Raw genomic sequence first — 23,146 nt, 5'->3', positions numbered from 1 at the left:
CTCTCATCATGTTAAAACCGATCCTGCTCAGTGCCGCTATCGCCACGGCCCTTGCTTCATCCGCCGCTCTGGCGGCTCCGGCCAAGAATGTCATCTTCTTCCTCGGGGATGGCATGGGCCCGACCACGGTCACCGCCGCCCAGATCTATAGCGTCGGCGAAGAAGGCTTGCTGACCATGGAAACCCTGGACTACGCGGCCCGCATCAAGACCTTCTCCCATGATGCCCAGACCACCGACTCGGCGCCCTCCATGGCTGCCTACATGACCGGCGTGAAGATGAACAACGAAGTCATCTCCATGAGCGCCGATACGGTGGCCGAAGCGCCAAAGAAAGACGCGAACGGCAACAAGGGTCTCAGCGGCTGTGCCAGCACCAATGGCCAGGCGGTACCGACCCTGCTGGAGCTGGCCAAGGCCAAGGGCAAGGCGGTGGGCTCCATCACCACGACCGAGCTGACCCACGCCACCCCGGCTGCGACCTATGCCCATATCTGCCATCGCGATGCGGCTTATGACATAGCCGTGCAAGCGGTACCCGGTGGTGCCGGTTTCAATACCGCACTGGGTGATGGCGTAGACGTCCTGATGGGCGGTGGCGCCAACTACTGGACCCCCTACAACGCCACCAGCAACAAACGTGGTCGCGCCGATGGTCGGGACTTACCTGCCGAGCTCCAGGCGCAAGGCTATGCCAGCGTGACCACCAAAGCCGGTTTGGCCGCTGTGGATCCAGCCGCCACCAGCCGCCTGATTGGTCTGTTCACCACCGACTACCATCTGGATTACGATCTGGATCGGCAGAAGAACGCCGCCAGTACCCAACCCTCCCTGGCCGAGATGACCAGCAAGGCCATCGACATCCTGAAGAACAAGCCGGAAGGTTACTTCCTGATGGTCGAAGGGGGTCGTATCGACCACGCCCTGCACGGCACCAATGCCAAGCGGGCGCTGCAAGATGCCGTCGCCTTCGATGATGCCATCAAGGCAGCACTGGCCAAGGTAGACCTGAAGGACACCCTGATCGTGGTCACCGCCGACCATGACCACACCATGACCTTCAATGGCTACTCGGCCAAGGGCAACAACATCCTGGATCTGGTCAAGGAAGGCAGTGACAAGACCATCAAGCGGGATGTGAATGGCAACGCCATCACCACGCTAGCCTTCGGTAACGGTCCAAATCGCAAGGAGACCCGCACCGATCTGACCAGCGACGAGGTCATGGCCGATGACTATCTGCAAGAAAGTGGCGTGAAACTCGGCTCCGAGACCCATGGCGGTGGCGATGTCATGCTGTTTGCCAGTGGTACCAACGCCAATACCTTCAAGGGCACCCTGGATAACACCAAGGTGTTCGAGCTGGTGAAGACGGCGCTGGATCTCTAATCACGCCCTCGTGACAGGCAGGCCCGGCTGGGCCTGCTTTTTCGTCTGTAAAAAAGGATGTTGTTCTATGCCGGGTTCTTTTGCCGTGTCTGTCTGTTTCATTCTGTTTTGTCGCTCTGCCTCCGGGCTGCTGTGTCGTGCTCTACTTCCCGCTGTGCTGCTGTGTGCCACGGCTTCGGCAGCCACCACACCACCCGATATCAATGCCCTGATCAGCTACCACACCCTGGAAGTGAGCCCGGATGGCATCACCCAGCAACACAGTTATAAGGAGCGCTGGATCCGCACCGCCGACACCCTCTGGAGTGAACGGCTGATCCCGTTGCCGGTCGCCCGCGCCTTTCACCAGCTCCACGACAACTCTAAGACCCCCCATAAACACTTTATGTACCAGATGGCGGCGCGTTGGGTGACCCAGCAACCCGACCAGAGCCTGAGCCTGGTCTATGTCGACCACTACCATAAAAATCAGGTCTACTATCCACCGATGGAGTATGGCCAGGCAGGGTTTAACCCGGACTGGATCAGCTTGAGCCAGTTGTTCAATCCGGCCTTGCTGGCGGACTTCACCGCCACCGATGAAGAGGCCCCCGCTGGCGCCCGCTGGTATCAGCGCGAACAGGGCAATACCATCATGCGCGTGCTGTGGTCCGATACACTGCAACTGGCGCTGGCCCTCGACCGCCATACCCGCGATGGCTACAAGCAGTACCGGATGGAGGTCAAACTCAAAACCCCGCTCGCCGCCGACCGCCTGCCCTGGCTGAAGCTGGAAGAGTATGACCGTAAAGAGATCAGCGACTTCTTTGACTAACGGGATTCATACCCTCGTCGGAAGGGTGCACGCTTGTTCAAAAAGACGGCAAACGCATCACCAGGGGAGCATTTCGTGAAGCAAAGCGCCTCGAAGGGATTGATCTGACTGATAAAATGCGGAGAATATCCCCCCAGGCCGGTATAGCTCAGTTGGTAGAGCAGCGCATTCGTAATGCGAAGGTCGTAGGTTCGACTCCTATTACCGGCACCAGTTAAAACAAAGGGTTACAGCTCATCAGGTTGTGACCCTTTGTGTTTTTTGGCTGATTTTTGCGTTTATGCCCAACACTATGCCCAACACTTCACAACGCATAGGCGCTTTATTTCGCAGGCAAGCCACCCCGAACTCACCCCCCCTACTGCCTTACTCCCATCAAACACGGACACAAAAAAGCCCATCCGTTTAGGGGTGGGCTTGTTGGTTCTTGCTCTCTTTAGGGCCTATAGAAACTAGCTCCGCGACATTGGCGGCGCTCCGGTGGCGTGTTGAAGGTCAACTTTTATCAACATTGAATATCAGGTTCCAACCTCAACAATCCTCAACACCTCGCCACCTGGAACCGCAAAACATTACCCGAACCTTACTTCTGACCGTGCTTTTTATAGTCTGGAAGTTCATGGAGTAGCTGAAAACCTTGCCTCACCTTTGACTCGAAATGTCAGATCAGGCGTCCGGTCATCATAGCCAGCTTGGCACATCTCAGCGCCTTGTAGCGTTTCGCCAGCTTCGGCACTCCGGTTATCCAATCCAGTTCACCATAGCGGCATAACCAGCGGCGCGGTGGCATCTGCTCGGCCTGTAGTGCGTGTTCGAGAAGTTGAGCGGTCGGGATCAGTTCGGGGTCAATGTCACTCATGGTTAGCACCTTAACCGGATGAATACGCAGCCATATTATCATCCCTACTCTGTCGACGTTGAGTGCGCAGAAATTACTCAACTCAAAAGGGTGGAGCTCCAGCAAGGGCGCGGACTTGCCATGCGCATTATTACCGGAATTCCTGGTATTTAAATCCGGTGAAAACCTTTCACCGCTCACTGCTCCCGTGTGGCGTGGTGGTCGCTGTAGCGTGCCTGCTACACCTTCAGGTCAAAAGCTGGCTCCCGTGCTGCGATCTCGAAAGGCCGAGATTCCGGCACTTTAGATATTTCACCTCACTGGCTCCCGTGCGGCGGGGGTTAACATTTGACCGGATATTTTTTCCGGTCTCCCAAACCATACGGATCTGTATGGTTTGGGGTGTCGCGCTGACCGGGACTCCGCCGTTGGCGGATACACTGCCCATTAGCCGGTCATGGTAATTTGATACGCGAACAATCAAAGTCCCTCGCTCCATCAGGGCGGTATCCCTTGCCGCGCCCTTTCGCTAAATAGCTGGCTCGATGTATGGCCGCCGCTTCGGAATCCTCATCGACAACCAGGATGTAACAATTTTCCGGTATTGATAACGTTCCGCCTTGTCTGGCCCAGCTATCAGCAAGGCATCCCAGCAGCGCGGACGGGTGGTTTACCTTGTCGCCATCGACCAACAAGAAAACGTGATAGTGCTGGTGCTTCGCCCGCTCCTGCTCTCTCGCCCACAGGTAACCAAGGTGCGGCGTTTTATATCGACTCTGGACAATGGCGCGGGCTGATTTCATGAAGGCACTCATCAGTGAGTTGTCGTCGCCAAAACCCTTATGACGCAGGTCAAGCCGCACAAACAAGACTCGGCCATAGTGCGCCCTCATTGCCGTTATTTGCTCGATTATCCGTTGCAGAATTTTTGTGTAGCAACCCGATTTTTCTGAGTTAATCGGGTACCGCTTTCCGGCGTAGCTGTAGCCCTTCTGGTATGTGACATGCCCGTATCTCTGGCCGCGCTTGCGCTTGGTTTCCCCTGTCGCTTTGGCGATCACGCTGGCTGGCAGGTCATCACATTCAAACATGGCCGTTCACCATTTTTGAGCGGCCCAGTTGTAACAATACAGAGATAAAGACCTTTAAAGACCTATAGATATTATAAATAACCGCGCTTTTTTCGCTCCCTTCATCACCCGCCAACCCGCGCCAGCTCTGGGCTTCATCAATTCGGCACAAGACAATTAGCACAAGACAATTAGCGTAAATTGTTTCAGGATGTACCAGAGATTCAATTGGGCAGCGCTCAACCCGCCCAGCCAAACGGCAAGCGTGACATTCTCTCAGCATGGGATTAGTCTCAATGGGCTGGTGGCCCTACTCGCCAAAGTCACGGCCACCAGCAGTTTTTGGATTACGCCTCGGCCTCGGTCGGGGCGTATTCGTTTGCAGCGTTAAACGCCTCAAGTCGCTCAATGGCGTCCACCAGCTCGGCCCGTGCGATAGCGGCCCTGCGTTTCTCCCGAGCGGCTTGAATGGCGCTCTTAGTGCGAAGCTCGACTAGCCGCTCAAGACGGGCTTGCGCATCAAGACGGAGATCACCTGACTTGTGGCGGTCGTCCAACTTGCGGGCAACCGTATTTCCGTCAGCCCCCGGCAGATTAATGATCCGCCACTGATAGCGCTCTCCCTCAAGGGTCTGGATTGCAGAGCGGTAGTTATGGCCGAACAGGCGACAAAGCTCCGTCTCTGCTACAGATTCATCGCGCAACAGAACAGCCAGCATCATTCGGGCCTCGCTATTCAGCCTAGGGAATGCCCACTCAGGGGCGCAGTGATTAGACATGATCACCCCCAACGCGGCGGGCATCCAGCCATTGATCCAATTCGGCAGCGTCATAGCGCACTGAGTTAGGGCCGATCTTGATAGGCTTTGGAAATTTAGCGGCAGGATTACGGCGTAAGCGCTCCACAGTTGAACGACTCACACCAAGGCGCGTTGAGACTTGAGATGTTGGAATTAGCATAATGATACCTCGATAATGGCTCGGCCGAATGCCTTACCTTCGAGCATCACCTTATGGCAGTTGGTATCACTGCTCCACGAATGAAGGGGGAATCAAACTAACGAGTTCTCATCCCCTTCGTCCATAAAATTCAGCATTTCAGATTCTTGCACTATTTTGGCGTTATCTGGCGAAACGAAACCAGAGAAGTAACAATCTCTGCCAATTTCCTCCTTGTCCATAAGCTCCTGTATTCTGCGATTGAACACTAAATACGCGCTTTGTTTTCGCGGCGCACGCCTCCAGTCGTGAAACCTTGGAATGGGTAGGCTCTCCCATGTGCGTATCATTCTGACGCTAACACCAAATTGAACTGCCAGAACCTCTTGTTTTAATGGTTTGCGTCCATCGAAGTCCGGTAAAAAACGGCGATAAAATTGAACCTCGGCCGATTTAAGTAAAACATCATCAGACGGCCGTTCACTAATTGGTCGCCCGCCATTAGCTCCAACAACAGGCCACGGGTTGCAATCATTGTTCTTAATATGTCGCTCAACGCCCTCGGCAACTAATCGCAGAGTTGCCTCACTGATTGGCGCACCTTGGCGCACCCGTTTTACAAAAAAAGCCAATACATCATCTATTGGGTATTCATCAGCGAAATCTGATGGTTTCTCACATTTTTCTTCTGGTGAAGTCTCAACAAGACGCCACTCATATCGGGGTTGAATCAAATCCTCAGCTTTCATCACCCTCTCCCCCCAAAATTCACCGATACCACGTTATCCGGCTTGGCTTGCTCCGGTTGCGTTATCGTCTGAATGAAGTCACCCCAGCGCAGAAACAGGGCTCGCAGCTTCTCGGCTTGCTGGCCGACTTGATAGGTGCGGATCAGCCTGTCTTTCGGCACATGGTTTAGCATCAGCTCGATCAGGCGCTCGGGCGCGTCCAGATATTCAGCAGCCCCCGTTGCCGCACTGCGGCGCAGGTCGTGCGGGCTGAATGGCGCAAGCTCGGCCAGATACTTGAGGCGAACACGCTCCAGCGCACGGGTGACGGCATCCCCTGTAATCGGGTGTCCGGCCTTGCTGGTGGACTCGAACACATAAGGGCCACCGGATAGCGGCCTTTGTCGCTCGATAATCTCCAGCGCCAGCGGGTGAAGGGTTACCACATGGGCGCGTCCGTTCTTGGTTTCGGGGATTGTCCATCGGTCGCCATTAATCTGATCCCAGCGCATCCCCACAGCCTCAGAACGGCGCACAGCGGTGAGAAGGATCAGACGTAAGCAATTAGCCACAGAAAGCGACAGAACCACGCTAGAGGCGATTCCTCGGCCCCCTACGGTCACAGCACCAGCGCCAGCGGTCGCAGCGTCCAGCGCAGCCCATAGCAGCCCAACCTCATCACGGGTTAGCCATCGCTCACGGGGCGGCGGCATGGATGCGCCAAACATGGCGGGCTTGAGCAAGCGGGCGGGGTTGATCTCCATATGGCCCAACAGCACGGCATGGTCGAGGCACATATTCAGCACGATCAGCCCCTTTCTTGCGCCTTCCTTGGTCGCCACCTTGCGGAAATGGTCATACAACAGGGCGCGGGACAAATCACAAACACGGGTATTGCCTAGCAAGGGTTCAAGGTGGCGGGCAAAGGTTCCCTCATAGTCGCTCAAGGTTCGCGGCCCTATGGGTTTCGACTTGGCCCGCATCGCCAGCCAATCGCGGTAACACTCGCCAAGGGTCGGCATTTCGAGATTCTTGGTTTTCACCTGTTTCGCAGCTTGGCGCGGGTCTATGCCTTGCTTGACCAAGGCAACCGCTTCACCGTGGGCAGCTCTGGCCTTGGCGAGTGTTATCGCGGGATAAAGCCCGATCTGGTAATCAAACTGTTTCCCGTCCAGTCTGGCCCGATAGTTAAACCGCTTGAGGCCATCAGGGCGCACCTCCACATGAAGCCCGCCACCGTGTTTTGAATAGACGGTGAAGCGGCTAACCTTCTTCCCTTCTTCGGTCGTTAGTGCGGCGACTTCCCGATCTTGCGTAATCGGTTTTCGCGGTTGCTTATCTGCCATACCCACCCCATTTATGCCCAACACCATGCCCAACACTTCACATGATATAGGGCGATATTTAGTGATACAACAAGACGCAGCAAATACAGCGTATACCATTGATTTAATAACAATTAATAACAGGCCAATGAAACACAGTGAAACAGCCAAAAACCGTAAAAATCTGGTTTCGTAATGCGAAGGTCGTAGGTTCGACTCCTATTACCGGCACCATATAAAACAAAGGGTTAGCTTCTTAACGAGGCTAACCCTTTGTGCTTTTTGAGCTCCATTAGGGCTGCCTATCCCTCTGGCCAAGAGCCGTTTCTGGCAATAACACGGCAAGCAGCACTCTTCGGGCTTATGGCCTGAGTTGGCGGCTGGCGTGGCGCCCTGTGGGGATCACCCAGGGGGTGCCGAACACGGGATCCGTGACCACAGTAACGGCTTGGCCGTAGGCCTGTTCAATGCTGCTGGCTTGCAGCACCTCAGCCGCCGGACCTTGCTGCAGGATCTGGCCTTGATGCAGCAAGACCAGCTGGTCGGCATAACGGCTGGCCAGATTCAGATCATGCAGCACCACCACCAGCGTCTTACCCTGCAGGCGCAGGTCGGTCAGCAGATCCAGGATCTCGACCTGATGATTCAGATCCAGATGGTTGATGGGCTCATCGAGCAGCAATACCTCCGCCTCCTGGGCCAGCACCATGGCGATCCAGGCCCGTTGCTGCTGACCACCGGAGAGCGAGGACAAACGTCGAGCTCTCAGATCCAGCAATCCAGTCTGAGCCAGAGCCTGCTGCACGGCGTCTTCATCCTCGGCCTGCCACTGGCGCAGCAGAGCCTGATGGGGAAACCGCCCGTAACGCACCAGATCAAAGACCGTCAGATCGGCAAACAGTTCGGGATACTGAGGCAGATAGGCCAGTCGCCGCGCCCGCTCCACCGCAGGCCAATCGGCCAGCGGACGTTGCTCGAAGAGGATCCGCCCCTGAGCCGGTGCCAGATGTCCGGCCAACGCCTTGAGCAAGGTGGACTTGCCGCACCCATTGGCCCCCAGCAACACGACCAGCTGGCCGCGGGGCAGCGCCAGCGAAAACTGGCTCAGCACTGGGCTGGCGTCATAACCCAGAGTCAATCCTTCACAGACGAACGGCACAGGGCACCTCCTTCAGGGATAGCGAGTGAAAACAACTGGGGGATCTGATCCAGCGCCACCCCGGCGGCCAGGATGCCGTTGGCGGTATTCCAAATCACATCATCCAGACTGCGTACCCGGTTATGTCGCACCACCGACAGCTGCTGCCAGGCCGGATCGCTCATAAATGCCTCGCGATAGAGCAAGGTGCTCTGCTGGCGACGGGCCCCATAGGTGAAATAGAACAGCCAGTCGGCCTCCAGCTCGGCGATGCGCTCAGCGCTGAAGTTATTGACCCCATAGGCGTGAACATTCTGGCTGGCCGGGCGCGTCAAACCGAGGGCAGAAAAAAGCTCGCCGCTGAACGAATCCAGCTGGTAGAGGCGCACCTGGCCCGGATTAAAGCGCAGTACACTGACCTGGCGCAGCGGCTGCTGCTGCAACGCCTGTTTCAGGCACGCGATCCGCGCCTGCACCTGGGCCAGACGCTTGATCCCGGCGGGCTCCTGCCCGAGTGCCCGGGCAAACAGCAGAAAGTTCTGCTGCCAGCCTTTGCGGCTATCCCGGACCAGCACGGTCGGGGCTATGCGCTCCAAAGTGGCTCGCAGCCGCGCCGATTGCTGGCGGCTACCGAGGATCAAGTCCGGTTGCAGGCTGGCAATCAGCTCCAGATTCGGGGCATTCTCCAACCCCACCACCGTCACGCCTTGCATCTGGGCGGCAATATGCGGATACCAGGGCTGACCGTTAAGCGAGCGCGTGGCCCCCACAGGTTTGAGCCCCAGCGCCAGCAGGGCTTCGGTGCTGTCATTGCTCAGGGTCACCACCCGCAGCGCGGTCGCCGTTTCCGAGGCATAAGCCGCCGCCGAGAGTGGCAGCAGCAGGATCGGTAGGAGCATGATCTGTAAAACAAGGACCCGCAGCCGTAACGTCAGCCAATCGCGCGACAACCCCACCCCCAACAGCAAACAGAGGGCATTCATGATCGCCCTCCCCGGCCATAGAGCCAGAGAAAACAGGGCACGCCAATCAGCGCGGTGAAGATCCCCACCGGCAGCTCGTAAGGGGAGAACAGGTTACGCGCCAGCACATCGGCGGAGACCACCAGCAAGGCTCCGCCACAGGCGTTGCCGATGAGTTGAGCCGGAACGCCGCGTGGACAGATACGCCGGATGAGATGGGGCACCACCAGGCCGACGAAGCTTATCTGTCCGGCCCCGGCAACCGCGATGGCTGTGAGTCCTGCGGCCAACAAATAGAGCCAGCGCTGACTGATGCCCACTGGCTGCCCCAGACTCCCCATCACCTCATCGGAGAGGCGATACAGCGCCAGCGCTCGGTAGTTGAGCAGCGTCAGGACCAAGAGCAGCACACAGGCCGCCAGCAGCCAGCGATTGAGGGCGGGATTGGCCTGGGCCAGGGAGCCCACCAGCCAGATCTGTGCCTGCATCGCCATATCACTCTGACTCAGCAGCAGTAAAAGGCTGACCAACGCCTTGCAGATGGCGGCCACCACCAGACCGGCAAACACCATCTTCTCCAGATCGCCGTCGCGCCGACTCAGGCCACGCAACAGCATCAGCACCGCCACAGCTCCGGCCAATGCGGCCAGCGCCATGCCCTGGGGGCTGAGCAGGTGCCCGCCCCAGAGCGCCTCACCGGCAAACAGCACCAGCACCACGCTCAAACCCGCGCCATCGGCCAAGCCCAGCACCGAAGGCGCGGCAATCGACACCCGGGTCAGGCTCTGCAGCACAAAGCCGGCCACCGCCAGACTGGCGCCGACCACTAATCCCAGCAACAGCCGTGGCCAGCGTAATTCGAACAGCACCAACTGCTGCAGCGGCGAAGGAGCCTGCAGATCCAGCGGATTGATCCACAAGGGGCCCAAGGCCATGGCCAAAATGCTGACCAGTGCCAGCACCAGCAACAAGAGGCCGAGCACGCGCAATGCACCGGCGGGCAGCAGCAGGCTCAGCCCGGCGCCGCGCCAATGGCGATCCGCCATCCATGTGGACGCGGTCGATTTGGCCGCAGAATCTGCCGTAGGTTGCCGAGTTGACGGCTGCGGTTGTTGATCGGACACCGGTTTAGCCTGCGCCATCGCTACGCCCCCGCTGACGGTAGAGCAGGAACAAAAAGGCGGGCCCGCCGAGCAGAGCCGTGACCACGCCCGCGGGAATATCCTCGGGATAGTAGATAAACCGCGCCAACAGATCGGCCAGCGTCAGCAGCAAGGCTCCGAGCAACGCCGCCAGCGGCAGCCAGTGGCGATGTCCGCTGGCACTCAGACGCAACGCCATGCGAGGTACCAGCAAGCCGATAAAGCCGATGGGGCCAATCACCCCCACCACGGCGGCCACCAGCAAGCTGGCAATCAGCACCGCCTGGCGGCGCAAGGTGTCCGGATCTTGCCCCAGCGTGCGGATCTGGGCATCGCCCAGATAGAAGAGATCGAGTCTGCCCCACAGCCGCCAGAGCCCGACCACGGCCAGCAGCAACCAGGGCAGCGCCGCCCAGAACTGGCGCAAGGAGCGACCGGCGATATTGCCGGTCAACCAGCTCAGGGCCTGATCCTGAGTGGCCGGATCCAACGTGATCAGGGTCTGGGTCAGGGCCGCAAACAGCATGGCCAGCACACTTCCCAACAAGGGCAGACGCAGCAGACTGTGTCGCGAACCCTCCCTTCCCAGCAACCACAGCAACACGCGGGTCATGGCCAGTGCGGCGACAAACGCCAGTCCATTCAGCCAGCCCAGTCCCAAATCCGGCTGTATAAACAGCGCCAGCACCACACAAAACGAGGCCGCCGCATTCACACCGAGCACATCCGGAGCCGCCAGCGGATTGCGAGTCAGGCTCTGCAACAGACAACCGGATACTGCCAGAGCTGCCCCGCACACGGGGGCAATCAGCATCCGCGGCAGGCGATATTCCAGGATCAGATGACGCAGCGTCAGATCCTGACTCCACCCCAGCAAAGCGGCCGGGGATAGGCTGCGATAGCCCAGCAACAGGCTGGCGACCAGCGCCAGCGCTAGTCCGAACCCAAGCGCAACCCACAGCCACCCCAGTCGCCCTCTTGGCCGGGATGCGGACATCAGAAGCCGACCGTGGTGGTCAACAAGAACTGCCGCGGCTCACCGATCGCCAGGATAGGCGCATTGGCATTGCTGACGCCCGAGGTGTAGTAAGTCTTGTCGAACATATTCTTCAGATTGAACTGCACCTTGAGATCGTAAGCACCCAGCTTGCGGTCATAGGCCACCATGCTGTCGTAGACCATGCTGGCGGGCAGCGCATACATAGTTCCCTTGGTGTTGCCGATGTACCAGGTGCCGGTATACCGGCTGTAGGCTCCGGCCCGCAGGTTGCCGCCGAGTACCTGATTCCACTGATGGATCAGCCCCAGGGATGCCATATGTTTAGCTACTCCGTCCACCGGAGTACCGGCCAGCAACGGATCTTCCAGCACCTCGGCATCGGTATAGGCGTAGCTGCCATAGCCGCTCCAGTTCTCGCCCAGATCACCGTTGACCTCGGCCTCCAGCCCGCGGGAGCGCACTCGCCCGGCAACCCGGTAGAGGGTGTCGCCGGTGGTGGTATCGGTCTCGCTGGTCAGGACATTTTTCTTGTCGATATCAAACAGCGCCAGGGTCGAGGTCAGCCCGTTACCCTGCCACTTGGTGCCCAGCTCCCAGGATTTGCCCTCTTCCGGCGGCAGATCGCCGATGGCGTTGGCAATCGAGGTATTGGGACGGAACGACTCGGTATAGCTGGAGTAGAGCGACCAGTCCGGATCGAGCAGATAGACGACCCCGGCCCGGGGCACAAACTTGCTGTCGTTGACATGACTGTTGGTATTGAACGGGCGTCCCTTGCCGGTCAGCTCGTTGAAGTGGTCATAGCGGCCCCCCAGCACCAGGATCCAGTGTTCATCCAGAGTCCAGGCATCCTGCAGATAGACAGCCGAGGTGCGCAACTTGTCGGTCTGATCGCTATCGGCGGCACTCACCTTACTGGGATAGGGCGAGGTGCCATACACGGGATCATACATGTTGAAGTTCTTGTTGCTGCTGTCGCGATAGAGATCGCCCAAGGTCCGGTAGTTGTGCATGTACTGCACCCCGGTCACCACTTCATGGCGGGTGCTGCCCTGATCGATGATCCCGACGGTGTAGAGGCTCGCGGTATGGGCCTGTTGCAAAGCATCCTTAGTGGCATCGGCACGGCGGGTCACCACACCGGTAGTGGAGTCAAACGACATGACCCGCATCTGATCATCGTTGTAGTAGTTGCGGCTGTAACCATAGCCGCCATGCAGCGACCAGCGAGGATTCCACTGATGGGAGAACTTCAGATTGGCGGTGTCGGCGCGGCCGGTGGTGATGTTATAGGTCTCGTCGAGTCGGCGCTCGCGGGGGATCGCCAACGGCTTGCCGGTCTTGGTGTCGATGTAGGTGCCCCGATCAAAGGGTACCGCATAATCCATGTGTTCATAATCCAGCAGGATGGCCGTGGTTTCGTTCTCCCACGCTACCGAAGGTGCGACAACCCCTTGCTCAATCTCGCCAAAATTACGCCAGTAATCATATTGCTGCTGGTCGGCAATCAGGCGGTACGAGAGGCCATCGTCATTCAGCGGCCCGGTCAAATCCGCCTGCACGCCGCCACCACCAAAACTGGTGTAATAGCTGGATGCCTGATAATAGGCATCATGCTTGGGCTTCTTGGTCACCACATTGATGATGCCGCCGGGATCCTGGATGCCATACAGCAGCGAAGCCGGGCCCTTGAGCACCTCGACCCGTTCTGTGGTCGGCGTGAAGTTGCGCGCCTGAACCGACTGCAGGCCGTTACGCATGATGGAGTTATCCCGGTTGCCGCCAAAGCCGCGCTTCATGATGGCATCCTGGGTGCCGCCCAAGGTGTTGCTCTGCTTGAGACCGGCCACCGAGGAGAGTGCCTCGTCCAGACTCTGTGGCTGACGATCCTCCAGCTGCTGCTCGGTCACCACACTCACCGATTGCGGGATCTCCACCAGCGGCGTGTCGGTCTGGGTTGCCAGGGACGAAGTCTGGGCCTGATAGCCTTTGGCCTCATCCTGCGAGGTCTTGACCGCATCGGCCACCACCATCACAGGCGCTGTGGTTGCACTCTGTTCTGCGAACGTCGAGGTCGAGCAGAACAAGGCAAGAACGGACAGAGAAAACGGCAGCGACGGCCGGACAGCCAGTGCAGCGGAGGAGGAAGCAAACGACATAACACAGACCCTGCAGATAAAAGTGCAGGAATTCTACATATTAAGCCATTAGATGCAAACAGTTATCATTTGCTGAAATATGCTGACATTGTGAGGTTATCAAACGAAGCTGGTGCGATTCAGCATTAGAAACGATACACACCGACTACCATCGAATAATCACCTATGATTGAACACGAACGTCCATCCGAAGACTCGCTACACTTGGAGTAGGGAATTATTGCGAGACTGCTCGTTGCAGCAAGGAGAGAAGATGACCTTCCTCATTCGTTGCCCTGGTTGTCATCAGGAGAGCCTTGATCCTCGTTATAGTCCCTACACTTGTTCCCACTGTGGTAGGACGTTTGAGATCATCGGCTTTTGCCCGACCTGTCATACAAAGCTGGAAAAATTACAGTGCTGTGCCATCAATTTTTTCTGTAACCACTGCAATTCACTGATTTCCAAGCGGCAAGTCGAGTTCAGGCTGACCGAGATTCCAGGTGATACCGAAGGAGCCGAGACCAAATCCCCTGGTTCTTCATAAACCTGATGCTTTTGTCTCAGCCGAGCCACAAGACGCCATCAATCCAGAAGCCATACAAGAGCCCAGCCAGCGTGCTGAACAGGGCGACCCAGGCGACATAAGTCCAAGTTTTGACATGGCCGATGATGGCAGCGGTGATGAGGATGCTCTGCAAACTGAGTTCGGGATCGGCCATCAGGTAGGCCAGTAGCGGGCCACGATGCATGCCCAGGCTCAGGAACATTTGAGCAATCGGCACTTCGACTAACGTCGGGAAATACATAAACACACCGAAGGCCACCCCGGCCAGATTGCCCAGCAGGGTATTGTTACCGGCAACCGCTTCGATCCACTCTGGTTTGATCAGCTCCCGCAGGATCCCGACCAGAAATACCCCGATGACCAGCAACGGGAATATCTGTTTCACGAATTTCCAGGATTCCCAGAGAAAGTTGCATTGCTGCTCTTCCGAGAGGTGGTATTTGAGCAGCCAAGCCAGGAGTATAAACGCCGTCAAAACCCCGAGAGCTCGACCATTGATCAACAGCTCTACGTTGTGGGCATTGGGTTTAATCCCCACCGCAGCCATCACTAATGTGACGCCAAGTAGCAGCAGGGAGCCGGTGGTCCAACGATTCCAGCCCTCAAAGATGGTCTCGATCCCCCGCCATGATGCCAGGCCAACGAGCCCGAGTAGCAGTATGAGTAACGCCCCTTGGGCTGATAGCCCTTCTCCGCCTCGGCGCGGATCAAAGGGTATCAGTTGCGCAAGCTGGCTCTGTAACTGATCGACGCCGCCCCAAGGGATAGTCACAGTCCAATAGGTGGTCGTGAGCAAGGCTACTTTCAAGGTACCGCAGAGCAGCAGGGCGATGAGCAGCAACAAAAAGACCAATGCGGCGGGCTGCATACGGCCCAGTCCGGCAAAGAGCAGATCGGTTTGTTCGTCATGGGCCTGGTCGTCGCGCCAGAATATCGCGGCCATCAGCATGCCAATACTGATCCCGAAGACCAGAGATAACAGCAGTCGGGCGATGGCCAGATCGGGGCCCAGGATGCCACCGGTATAGATGAGGGCCAACACGTTGGCTGCGGGGGCAAAGAATAGAAACGTGATGGCCGGTCCTAAGCCAGCCCCCTTCTTATAGATACCAGCAAACAGCGGCACTATGGTGCAAGAGCAGACGGCGAGCACTGAACCTGCCAGTGCGGCAGCGGGATAGGAGATGTAGCGAGGGCGATTACGCCCCAAGAATCGGGTGATCACCGGTTTGGGGATCAGAGCGGTCATGGCTCCGGCAATATAAAACGCCGGAAGTAGGCACAACAACACATGAGCTGCTAGGTAGGAGGCCAGATTGCCCACACCGCTTGATAGCAGATGGGGTAGTGCGACAATCCACTCCATAGATACTCCCTCTCATCCGTCAGAGTTGCTGGGCGGCGGCCAATAACACGGCCTTGATGATCAATTGCGGCGGGATTGCCTCGTAACTTCGGTCGCCACACTCCAGCGTACGGCACGCCGCATCCCCACACACAGAACAACAGGGGCTGGTGCCAGTGCTGGCGCCGAGCCACGCCTCGAGCGGCTGCCCGGCGATCCAGATGCGGTTGGATGCCTGCGGATCCTGGTTGAACTGCTCCAGGCTCAATGGCTGACGGTGAAACTCCACCTGCATCTGCAGTGGCGCCAGAACCTGTTGCAGGGTCTCGACCGCCTGCTGCAAGGCGAGTTCGGTGGCGGCACAGCGATCGCAGGTCTGCCCCTGCAGGCTGAGCAGGCGTTGCCAGACAATCTGGATAGTTCGCATCGTGCCTCCTGATAGCGCTGGTGGTCCTAGCCGCAGCAGCCGGAACTCGGGGTGGTCGGCAACTCCCCCGGATCGCCCAGGATCGGAAAGCCGCGTGCGACCCAGCGTGCCATGCCGAACTTCATGTTGGTGACATTGGTATAGCCCTTGTTCATCAGGTAGTAGGTGGCTCGCAGGCTGCGTGAACCATCCTGGCAGGCCAGGATCAGTGGCCGGTCAGTGGGCAGCTCGGCATAGCGCTGCTCGAGTTCACTCAGCGGCATGATGATGAGATTGGCCACATCAAAGGCGAGCCGGGCACTCTCGTCGTGCTCCCGCACATCCACCAGCGTGTAGCCCTGTTTAAGCAGGCTCTGAGTGGTGGTGGGGCAGACTTCCTTGGCTTCATCGAGCATGGTGATTGCACCTTGTGTTTGACAGGTGGACTATGTGGATCGGGCGCTGCATCACCCGAAAAATTAGCGATCAGGCCGTTAGCCACTGTTCTATTTTTTCTCGGGAGGGGATGCCGCCGGAGTGCACCACCTGGCCATCCACCACCACACCTGGCGTGGCGAGGATGCCGAAGCTCATGATCTCGCGGATCTCCTCAACCTTTTCCAACTCGATGGCGATGCCCTTCTCTTCGGCCACCGCCGTGATCAGTTGGGCGACGGTTTTGCAGTTGGCGCAGCCCGGGCCCAGCACTTTGATATTTTTCATCGATTCACCTCTGGTTTAAGAATAGCGGCTATAACACCGCATTGAAGATATAGCCCACCAGCAGAATGCCGCCGGAGACCACGGCGACAAAGGTGGCAATCAGTCTGGGTTTGAGCACCTTGCGCAGGATGACCAGTTCAGGCAGAGAGAGGGCAATCACCGCCATCATAAACGCCAGCACAGTGCCCAAGGCTGCCCCCTTGGCCAGTAACGCCTGCACGATGGGGATGATGCCAGCGGCATTGGTGTACATGGGCACCCCCAGGATCACGGCCAGCGGTACCGACCACCAAACCTCTTTGCCCATGAAGGAGGCCATGAAGGCTTCCGGCACATAGCCATGGATGACGGCGCCGATGGCGATCCCTACAAGTATGTAGGGCCAGACTCGGCCCACTATCTGCCGCACGGCGCCTAAGCCGCTCGCTACCCGCTCGGCCAGGGGCATGTTCTGCAGGGGATCCTCGGCGCTGACTCGCGGCATCTGTTGCACCCACGCCTCCAGATGGGCCTCCATCTTCAGCCGACCGATGATCCAGCCCGCCGTCATCGCAACGCTGAGCCCCAGTCCTAGGTAGAGCAGCGCAATTTTCCAGCCAAACAGGCCGAACAGCAGGGTCAACGCCACTTCATTGACCATGGGGGCGGAAATCAGAAACGAGAAGGTCACCCCGAGCGGCACTCCGGCCTGCACAAAGCCAATAAACAGCGGCACGGCCGAGCAGGAGCAAAAAGGAGTAACGATCCCCAGCAGGGCGGCTAACACGTTAGCGCCCCCTCCCCGCGTTTGGCCAGCAGGGCACGAGTCCGTTCCGGGGTAAACCAGGAGTTGATCATCCCCATGACGAAGACGATGCCGGTCAGCAGCAACAGCACCTTGGGGGTGTCATAGAGGAAGAATTGCAAGGCTCCGCCCAGATGACTTTGACGTTCAACTGGTAGCCAGCCAACCAGCAACTCCGAGGTCGGCAGGATCAGCTGATACAACCCCAGCCACAGCAGGAGTGTGGTCACTATAAATAGCCGTGGTCGCTGGTGGGGAAAGGTTTGCATAACCTGGAGTGGTCGCATGGTGGCTTCTCATTCGGTGTCTCTTATCTAGGAAGACGTCGTCATTGACCAAAGGATGCTGATTTTGCAAAAAATAGAACGAGAAGAGCGAAACGGCGAAGAAGGGAGCTTGGCGAAGCTCCCTGTGCTGGTTTATTTAGCCGTTTAGTTTGCTGTACATGGCCCGCAGGCGAGTCGCCAGTAGGTTGGTGATGCTCTCCTCGTCATCGGCCAGCGGCCGGACCGGCACCAGATCCATGACCGTCTCGGCGGGCAATTCACTGGAGAGCAGGGTCTCGACGGCACCATGCAGCATGGTGGCGATGGCCTGACGCGCCTCGTGTCGCGGCAGGCCAAAGGATTCGGCCAGCTGCTCCAGCGCGTGGAACTGGAACCAGAAGTAGGTGGGGCCCATTGCGCTGATCACGGCGTAGCTCTCCAGTTGTTCATCGGCCACCTCCGGCAATTGACCCAAGGGAGCAAACAGCGTCCGGAGCAGTTGCCGAGACTCTTCCGGCAGTTGGTCCGCGAAGACCAGGGGGTTAAATCCCTGACCTATGATGCTGGTCGCGTTAGGGTTCATGCGCGCCAACCGATGAAAGCCACCGAGCTGTGCTTGCAGCTGGGGAAGGCGCAGTTTCGGGGCGAGGGAGCAGACCAGGGCCTCGGGTCGCAGCAACGGGCGGATCCGGGGTAGCAGCTCGGCTAACACGGGCGGGTGGACACCGAGTAGCAGCAAATCGCTATTGGATGTCTCCTCCAGCGTACTGATGTGCACCTGTGGAAAGGCTGCTTTCAGCTTGCTGAGCGCCTCGGTGGAAACATCGTAGACCCGGATGGGAGGCAGCGCCGTTGCTGTGTGCTTCCAGCCACCCAGCAGTATGTGGGCAATCCTTCCGGCGCCAATGATGCCAATCGATTCAAACATAGTTTCCTCTCCTTGAATGGGTGGTTCGCAAGAGTTGCCGTTGTTCATCGTCGGTTGATGAGTGAACGGTCTGTCTTATTCAAGAAGACGCCATCGGTTGGCAAAGGATGCAGATTTCTTCCAAAAAAGTGCGGTTCCCGCTCTCCACTTGGAGTAGGCCGCGATGAAGCAAACCGATGGTCGATCTGAGGCGGGATCAAATGGCCAGTGGCTATCACTTCTGCTCTGGCAGCGGGGGGCGCGGGGTGTAACAGCAGACCTGCCCCTGGTCGTCGAGTTGCACGGCGCAGGCGGTATGCAGCTGGTTTCTCAGGCGGACTCGGGCGCGTAGCAGGCGAGACTTGACCGCAGACAGGCTCAACCCCTGCTGGTCGGCATACGCCTGCTGGGTCATCCCTTCGATGTCACAGCGGGTCAGAATGTCACGATCGGCGCTATCGAGCTCCGCCAGGACGCGGGGCAGGCGGTCAGCTGGTCGACCACCGCCTGCTCCGACTCATCCTGGGGCAACTCCTCGGGCAGCGGCAGTAGTTCGCGCCGCTTGCGGTGTTCATCGATCAGGTGATGTCGCGCCACCTCGAACAGCCAGGCTCTCGGTTGGGCGATGGCGCAGAAACGCTCCTCCTGCTTCATCGCCTTGATGAAGATCTCCTGCATCGCATCATCGACCCGATCCGCCCCCCGCAGCCGCTGATGCAGCCAGCCGCGGAGCTCGCCTTGATGCTGGCGCCAGGCGCGCAGCAGACAGGCCGGAATCGAGGTCTCTTTCGTCATGACCGTGGCAGCCCCTGCTCGTACCAACCCTTGCTGCGGTTGACGATCCGGACCACCAGCAGCATCACCGGCACCTCGATCAGCACCCCCACCACGGTCGCTAACGCGGCGCCGGAGTGGAAGCCAAACAGGCTGATGGCCGCCGCCACCGCCAACTCGAAGAAGTTGGAGGCACCGATCAGGGCCGACGGGCAGGCCACCGAGTGCTTCTCACCGACTTTGCGGTTGAGCCAGTAGGCCAGGCCGGAGTTGAACAGCACCTGGATCAGGATGGGCACAGCCAGCAGAGCAATCACCAACGGTTGCTGGATGATGGCATCGCCCTGGAAGGCAAACAGCAGCACCAGGGTCAGCAGCAGGGCGGCGATGGACCAGGGCTGAATGCGGTGCATCACCCCATCAAAGCTGGCTTGCCCTTGGCGCAGCAGGGCGCGACGCATCAGCTGGGCGATGATCACCGGAATGACGATATAGAGCACCACCGAGGTCAGCAGGGTATCCCAGGGCACGGTAATGCTGGAGACCCCGAGCAGCAACGCGACCAGAGGCGCGAAGGCAAATACCATGATGAGATCATTCACCGCCACCTGAGAGAGGGTGAAGTAAGGGTCGCCGTTGGTCAGCCGACTCCAGACAAACACCATGGCGGTACAGGGGGCGGCAGCCAGCAGGATGAGCCCCGCCACGTAGCTGTCGAGCTGATCGGCCGGCAGCCAGTCGGCAAACAGCACCCGGATGAACAACCAGCCGAGGAAGGCCATGGAGAAGGGTTTGACCAACCAGTTGATGACCAGGGTGACGCCGATGCCACGCACATGTTCCTTGACCTGATGCAGGGCCGCGAAGTCGATTTTCAGCAGCATGGGGATGATCATCACCCAGATGAGCAGACCGACCGGCAGGTTGACCTTGGCGATCTCCATGGCGCCGATCGCCTTGAACACCCCGGGCATGCCCTGCCCCAGCGCAATGCCGATGACGATACAGAGCGCCACCCAGGCGGTCAGATAACGCTCGAAAAAGCTCATGGGGGCAGCAGCCGCACGTTTGGCGGTTACTTCGCATTGTGCCGACATGAAAAAACTCCTTATGCTTGAGGGTGATGAACTAACCATGAGTCCAGTCTGTTCACATTTGAGCCGGAGACGTATCCACGCCAGCTCATTCTTGCTGTGGCGCCGATAACGCCAGCAGCCGGGTCACTCCTACCGGCTCGCTTACCTGCATGGGTACCAATGCATAACGTCGGGCATGGACTTCGGTGACCTGGGCTATATGGGGTTGCTCGGCTCGGGCCCGTTGCTGCAAGAGTGAACTAGCCAGTGGACTCAGGCTCAGACTGTTGTTGATGATCCAGGCCCAGGGGTTGATGCCCGCTCGCTGCAGATCCGCCTGTAAATGGGCAGCCTCCAGCACCGGCGTCTGCTCAGGCAGAGTGACAATCAGCACCTTGGTCTGTGCGGGATCCTGCAACTGCATCATGGGTGTGGTGAAGCTGATGCCCTTGTCGCCCATCTGCCGGGCGACTTCACGGTGATAGGCACCGGTGGCATCCAGCAACAGCAGGGTATGCCCGGTGGGCGCGGTATCCATGACCACAAATTTCTGGCCTGCTTCACGAATGATCCGTGAAAACGCCTGAAAAACCGCAATCTCTTCGGTACAGGGCGAGCGTAGATCTTCTTCCAGCAGGGCGCGACCCGCCGCATCCAAAGCCGCACCCTTGCTAGCCAGCACCTGCTGACGATAACGCTCGGTTTCAGCCTGGGGATCGATACGGCTGACCGTCAGGGCCGCCATCTCGCCCGCCAGGGTTTGGGCCAGATGAGCCGCCGGATCCGAGGTGGTCAGATGCACCGGTAAGCCACGATGGGCCAGCTCCACGGCAATGGCGGCTGCCAGCGTGGTTTTACCGACCCCGCCCTTGCCCATCAGCATGATGAGACCATGCTGATCCTGAGCTAGCTCATCCACCAGGCTGGACAGTGAAGAAGCCGCCTCCCGCGATGACGACAGCACCGCAACCTCGGGGCTCATGTTTTCGCAGCTTATGTTCTCGGAGCTGTCGTTTTCGGAGCTGGCGGCCTCGAACCGGGGAAGCAGCAGTTGCTGCAAGGCATCCAGGCCGACCAGATCACAAGCCAGCAGCGGGATCCGATCCTGCGGGAGATGCTGTAATACGGCAGGCAACTGCGCCAACGCTTGCTGCTCGCGCTGCCAGACTGCCTGTGCCAATGGATCCTGCTGGATAGCCGATCCCGGCAGTAAACCGTTGATCACCAGATATTGGTGTTTCAGACCTATGGCCGCCAGCTCGCCGTGGGTGCGCGCCACCTCGTTCAGGGTCGAGCTTTGCGCGCGCGCCACCAGCACCAGACGCGTTTGCTGCGGATCCGCCAGCGCGGCGACCGCATCCCGGTATTGCTGTTGCTGCTTTTGCAAACCCGCCAGAGGCCCCAGGCAGGAGGCATCCCCTTTGCCGGTCTGTAGAAACTCACTCCAGGCTCCCGGCAGTTGCAGCAGGCGGATGGTGTGGCCAGTGGGCGCGGTATCAAACAGGATATGGTCGAACTGCTGCGGTAACGCCGGATCGGTCAGCAAGGCGGTGAACTCATCAAAGGCGGCGATCTCTGTGGTGCAGGCGCCGGAGAGTTGCTCCTCGATGCCGCGGATCACCACCTCCGGCAAGCGCCCGCGAACCGGGCCGACAATCCGCTCCCGATAGGCCTGAGCCGCCGCTTGCGGATCGATCTCCAGCGCCGACAAACCGGGTACGGCCGGCAGCGCCGTGATGCGGTTGCCGATGACGGTTGAAAAAACCTGACCGACATTGGACGCCGGATCAGTACTCACCAGTAGCACTCGCTTCCCCTGCGCGGCGAGCGTCACCGCCGTGGCACAGGCCAGCGAGGTTTTTCCCACCCCGCCCTTGCCGGTAAAGAACACAAATGGAGGAAGCTGTTGTAAATATGCCTGCATGGCGTTACCTCGGTGTTCGACCCTGAATAGCCCCGTCAATCGATGAGGCATTGGCTAACAGCAGCCACTGCCACCACATCCCGAGGGCTTGACGATGCCCTTGATCTTCGGCTTGCTGCCATCTGGCAATGCTATGTGCGCCCAGCGCGCCAGCTCCTGTCGTGTAGCGTACCGCCCGGCCAGAACGATCTGGTTATCCAGCAGCGTCAGCGGCAGACTCTCGGCCCCCGAGTTCATCAAGAAGGCACTGACCACGGCGTTATCGGCAAACACCAAGGGTTGTTGCGCCAGGTTGAAACGCTCAATCTGGCCCCCTTGTGCCTTGAGCCACGCCACATCGGCGGTGAAAGTGACCAGCGTCTGATCCACATCCACTCCGCAGACGCCCGTGCTGCAACACAGGGCGGGTTCAAAAATCTGGATACTGGGCATCACAACAGCCTCCTCAGTGGGCTTGCGGGTAGAGGCGCGCTAACGAGAGGCGCTGATCCGGCTTGATGTTGATGACCGGACGAATGGACTTGGCCATGGCTTCCGCCTCCTCCAGGGTCTGGCACAGGCCCAGCTCCAGCAGCACACCGACAGCGACGGTGCCGGTACGGCCCTTACCGCCGCCGCAATGGAAGGCCACCTTCTGGCCCAGTCGGTAGGCCTCGACGACGGCTACAATGGCCTCCCGAAACAGCTCATCTTCGGGTTGCTCGGCATGGTCACTCAGCGGGATCTGCACCCAGATCAGCTCAGGGTGCTCTGCGGCGCAGGCGGTCGACTCGGCGCGCAGATCCACCACCACGGCGATCTGGTCTTCATCCACCATCTGCTGGATATCCTGAGCGCCACCGCAATAGATACGTCCGGCAATCAGTTCATGGTAGGGCTTGGTCATCACTC

27 protein-coding genes and 1 tRNA gene are annotated in these 23,146 nt (G+C 58.8%); 4 read left to right on the top strand and 24 right to left on the bottom strand.

Going from position 1 to position 23,146, the window contains the following annotated elements; translation table 11 throughout:
• The first annotated feature begins 8 nt into the window (after positions 1-8).
• The 3 genes from ACZYUB_RS11095 to ACZYUB_RS11085 all read left to right on the top strand — a co-directional run bounded on the left by ACZYUB_RS11095 (position 9) and on the right by ACZYUB_RS11085 (position 2,415).
• The gene (locus ACZYUB_RS11095; protein WP_463947889.1) at positions 9-1,388 is read left to right on the top strand and encodes an alkaline phosphatase; all 1,380 of its coding nucleotides are present in this window, start codon (positions 9-11) and stop codon (positions 1,386-1,388) included.
• Between the two features lie 67 nt (positions 1,389-1,455).
• Positions 1,456-2,202, top strand: coding sequence for a hypothetical protein (locus ACZYUB_RS11090; RefSeq protein ID WP_463947887.1), 747 nt, complete (start codon positions 1,456-1,458; stop codon positions 2,200-2,202).
• Between the two features lie 137 nt (positions 2,203-2,339).
• Positions 2,340-2,415 (top strand) — tRNA-Thr (locus tag ACZYUB_RS11085).
• Positions 2,416-2,863: 448 nt separating this feature from the next.
• Here ACZYUB_RS11085 and ACZYUB_RS11080 read toward each other — a convergent pair.
• From ACZYUB_RS11080 to ACZYUB_RS11030, 11 genes are all read right to left on the bottom strand, one after another.
• Positions 2,864-3,061 carry a hypothetical protein gene (locus ACZYUB_RS11080; RefSeq protein WP_463947886.1) on the bottom strand — a complete coding sequence of 66 codons (198 nt, stop codon included), beginning with the start codon at positions 3,059-3,061 and terminating at the stop codon, positions 2,864-2,866.
• A 434-nt stretch (positions 3,062-3,495) separates the two neighbouring features.
• The gene (locus tag ACZYUB_RS11075) at positions 3,496-4,131 is read right to left on the bottom strand and encodes a YagK/YfjJ domain-containing protein (protein ID WP_463947884.1); all 636 of its coding nucleotides are present in this window, start codon (positions 4,129-4,131) and stop codon (positions 3,496-3,498) included.
• 326 nt (positions 4,132-4,457) lie between these two features.
• Positions 4,458-4,832: a hypothetical protein gene (locus ACZYUB_RS11070; protein ID WP_463947883.1), complete on the bottom strand. Its 375-nt coding sequence runs from the start codon at positions 4,830-4,832 to the stop codon at positions 4,458-4,460.
• A gap of 49 nt (positions 4,833-4,881) precedes the next feature.
• Positions 4,882-5,070, bottom strand: coding sequence for a helix-turn-helix transcriptional regulator (locus ACZYUB_RS11065; RefSeq protein WP_463947881.1), 189 nt, complete (start codon positions 5,068-5,070; stop codon positions 4,882-4,884).
• 92 nt (positions 5,071-5,162) lie between these two features.
• Positions 5,163-5,798, bottom strand: coding sequence for a hypothetical protein (locus ACZYUB_RS11060; RefSeq protein ID WP_463947880.1), 636 nt, complete (start codon positions 5,796-5,798; stop codon positions 5,163-5,165).
• Positions 5,798-7,123 carry a tyrosine-type recombinase/integrase gene (locus ACZYUB_RS11055; protein ID WP_463947879.1) on the bottom strand — a complete coding sequence of 442 codons (1,326 nt, stop codon included), beginning with the start codon at positions 7,121-7,123 and terminating at the stop codon, positions 5,798-5,800. Before ACZYUB_RS11055 ends, ACZYUB_RS11060 begins: the two co-directional genes overlap by 1 nt.
• Before the next feature lie 340 nt (positions 7,124-7,463).
• Complete coding sequence (locus tag ACZYUB_RS11050) at positions 7,464-8,261, bottom strand: ABC transporter ATP-binding protein (RefSeq protein ID WP_463947877.1); 798 nt, start codon at positions 8,259-8,261, stop codon at positions 7,464-7,466.
• Positions 8,237-9,223, bottom strand: a complete 987-nt coding sequence (locus ACZYUB_RS11045; protein WP_463947875.1) for an ABC transporter substrate-binding protein — start codon at positions 9,221-9,223, stop codon at positions 8,237-8,239. Before ACZYUB_RS11045 ends, ACZYUB_RS11050 begins: the two co-directional genes overlap by 25 nt.
• The gene (locus tag ACZYUB_RS11040; RefSeq protein ID WP_463947874.1) at positions 9,220-10,326 is read right to left on the bottom strand and encodes a FecCD family ABC transporter permease; all 1,107 of its coding nucleotides are present in this window, start codon (positions 10,324-10,326) and stop codon (positions 9,220-9,222) included. The genes ACZYUB_RS11045 and ACZYUB_RS11040 overlap by 4 nt, the downstream gene beginning before the upstream one ends.
• A gap of 4 nt (positions 10,327-10,330) precedes the next feature.
• A complete protein-coding gene (locus ACZYUB_RS11035; RefSeq protein WP_463947872.1) occupies positions 10,331-11,341 on the bottom strand; it encodes a FecCD family ABC transporter permease in 1,011 nt (336 codons plus the stop codon).
• Positions 11,341-13,503, bottom strand: coding sequence for a TonB-dependent siderophore receptor (locus ACZYUB_RS11030; RefSeq protein WP_463947871.1), 2,163 nt, complete (start codon positions 13,501-13,503; stop codon positions 11,341-11,343). Before ACZYUB_RS11030 ends, ACZYUB_RS11035 begins: the two co-directional genes overlap by 1 nt.
• A 253-nt stretch (positions 13,504-13,756) precedes the next feature.
• Here ACZYUB_RS11030 and ACZYUB_RS11025 point away from each other — a divergent pair, with 253 nt between their 5' ends.
• On the top strand, positions 13,757-14,029 hold the full coding sequence (locus ACZYUB_RS11025) for a zinc ribbon domain-containing protein (protein ID WP_463947870.1): 273 nt from the start codon (positions 13,757-13,759) through the stop codon (positions 14,027-14,029).
• Between the two features lie 16 nt (positions 14,030-14,045).
• Here ACZYUB_RS11025 and ACZYUB_RS11020 read toward each other — a convergent pair whose 3' ends face one another.
• The 13 genes from ACZYUB_RS11020 to ACZYUB_RS10960 all read right to left on the bottom strand — a co-directional run bounded on the left by ACZYUB_RS11020 (position 14,046) and on the right by ACZYUB_RS10960 (position 23,141).
• Positions 14,046-15,416, bottom strand: coding sequence for a permease (locus ACZYUB_RS11020; RefSeq protein WP_463947868.1), 1,371 nt, complete (start codon positions 15,414-15,416; stop codon positions 14,046-14,048).
• A 19-nt stretch (positions 15,417-15,435) separates the two neighbouring features.
• Complete coding sequence (locus ACZYUB_RS11015) at positions 15,436-15,822, bottom strand: DUF2703 domain-containing protein (protein ID WP_463947866.1); 387 nt, start codon at positions 15,820-15,822, stop codon at positions 15,436-15,438.
• A gap of 26 nt (positions 15,823-15,848) precedes the next feature.
• Entirely contained in the window at positions 15,849-16,217 is a 369-nt protein-coding gene (locus ACZYUB_RS11010) for a rhodanese-like domain-containing protein (protein WP_463947865.1), read from the bottom strand.
• Positions 16,218-16,287: 70 nt separating this feature from the next.
• The gene (locus tag ACZYUB_RS11005) at positions 16,288-16,524 is read right to left on the bottom strand and encodes a thioredoxin family protein (protein WP_463947864.1); all 237 of its coding nucleotides are present in this window, start codon (positions 16,522-16,524) and stop codon (positions 16,288-16,290) included.
• A 28-nt stretch (positions 16,525-16,552) separates the two neighbouring features.
• Positions 16,553-17,290 carry a permease gene (locus ACZYUB_RS11000; protein ID WP_463947863.1) on the bottom strand — a complete coding sequence of 246 codons (738 nt, stop codon included), beginning with the start codon at positions 17,288-17,290 and terminating at the stop codon, positions 16,553-16,555.
• Complete coding sequence (locus ACZYUB_RS10995; RefSeq protein ID WP_463947861.1) at positions 17,284-17,595, bottom strand: hypothetical protein; 312 nt, start codon at positions 17,593-17,595, stop codon at positions 17,284-17,286. The genes ACZYUB_RS11000 and ACZYUB_RS10995 overlap by 7 nt, the downstream gene beginning before the upstream one ends.
• Before the next feature lie 136 nt (positions 17,596-17,731).
• A complete protein-coding gene (locus ACZYUB_RS10990) occupies positions 17,732-18,502 on the bottom strand; it encodes a pyrroline-5-carboxylate reductase family protein (protein WP_463947860.1) in 771 nt (256 codons plus the stop codon).
• Between the two features lie 214 nt (positions 18,503-18,716).
• Positions 18,717-18,920, bottom strand: a complete 204-nt coding sequence (locus tag ACZYUB_RS10985) for a sigma factor-like helix-turn-helix DNA-binding protein (protein WP_463947961.1) — start codon at positions 18,918-18,920, stop codon at positions 18,717-18,719.
• Positions 18,917-19,276 (bottom strand): RNA polymerase sigma factor, encoded by a 360-nt coding sequence (locus tag ACZYUB_RS10980; protein WP_463947859.1) that lies wholly within the window; start codon positions 19,274-19,276, stop codon positions 18,917-18,919. Before ACZYUB_RS10980 ends, ACZYUB_RS10985 begins: the two co-directional genes overlap by 4 nt.
• Positions 19,273-20,352 (bottom strand): ACR3 family arsenite efflux transporter, encoded by a 1,080-nt coding sequence (gene arsB, locus ACZYUB_RS10975; protein WP_463947858.1) that lies wholly within the window; start codon positions 20,350-20,352, stop codon positions 19,273-19,275. Before arsB ends, ACZYUB_RS10980 begins: the two co-directional genes overlap by 4 nt.
• Before the next feature lie 85 nt (positions 20,353-20,437).
• Positions 20,438-22,255 carry an arsenical pump-driving ATPase gene (gene arsA, locus ACZYUB_RS10970; RefSeq protein ID WP_463947856.1) on the bottom strand — a complete coding sequence of 606 codons (1,818 nt, stop codon included), beginning with the start codon at positions 22,253-22,255 and terminating at the stop codon, positions 20,438-20,440.
• Between the two features lie 54 nt (positions 22,256-22,309).
• A complete protein-coding gene (gene arsD, locus ACZYUB_RS10965; protein ID WP_463947960.1) occupies positions 22,310-22,687 on the bottom strand; it encodes an arsenite efflux transporter metallochaperone ArsD in 378 nt (125 codons plus the stop codon).
• A gap of 13 nt (positions 22,688-22,700) precedes the next feature.
• Positions 22,701-23,141 (bottom strand): protein-tyrosine phosphatase family protein, encoded by a 441-nt coding sequence (locus tag ACZYUB_RS10960; RefSeq protein ID WP_463947855.1) that lies wholly within the window; start codon positions 23,139-23,141, stop codon positions 22,701-22,703.
• Positions 23,142-23,146: the final 5 nt, after the last annotated feature.

This window comes from Pseudaeromonas sp. HNCC25DJ182 (genome assembly GCF_055413365.1).
This window is presented reverse-complemented; position numbering and strand designations above follow the sequence as displayed.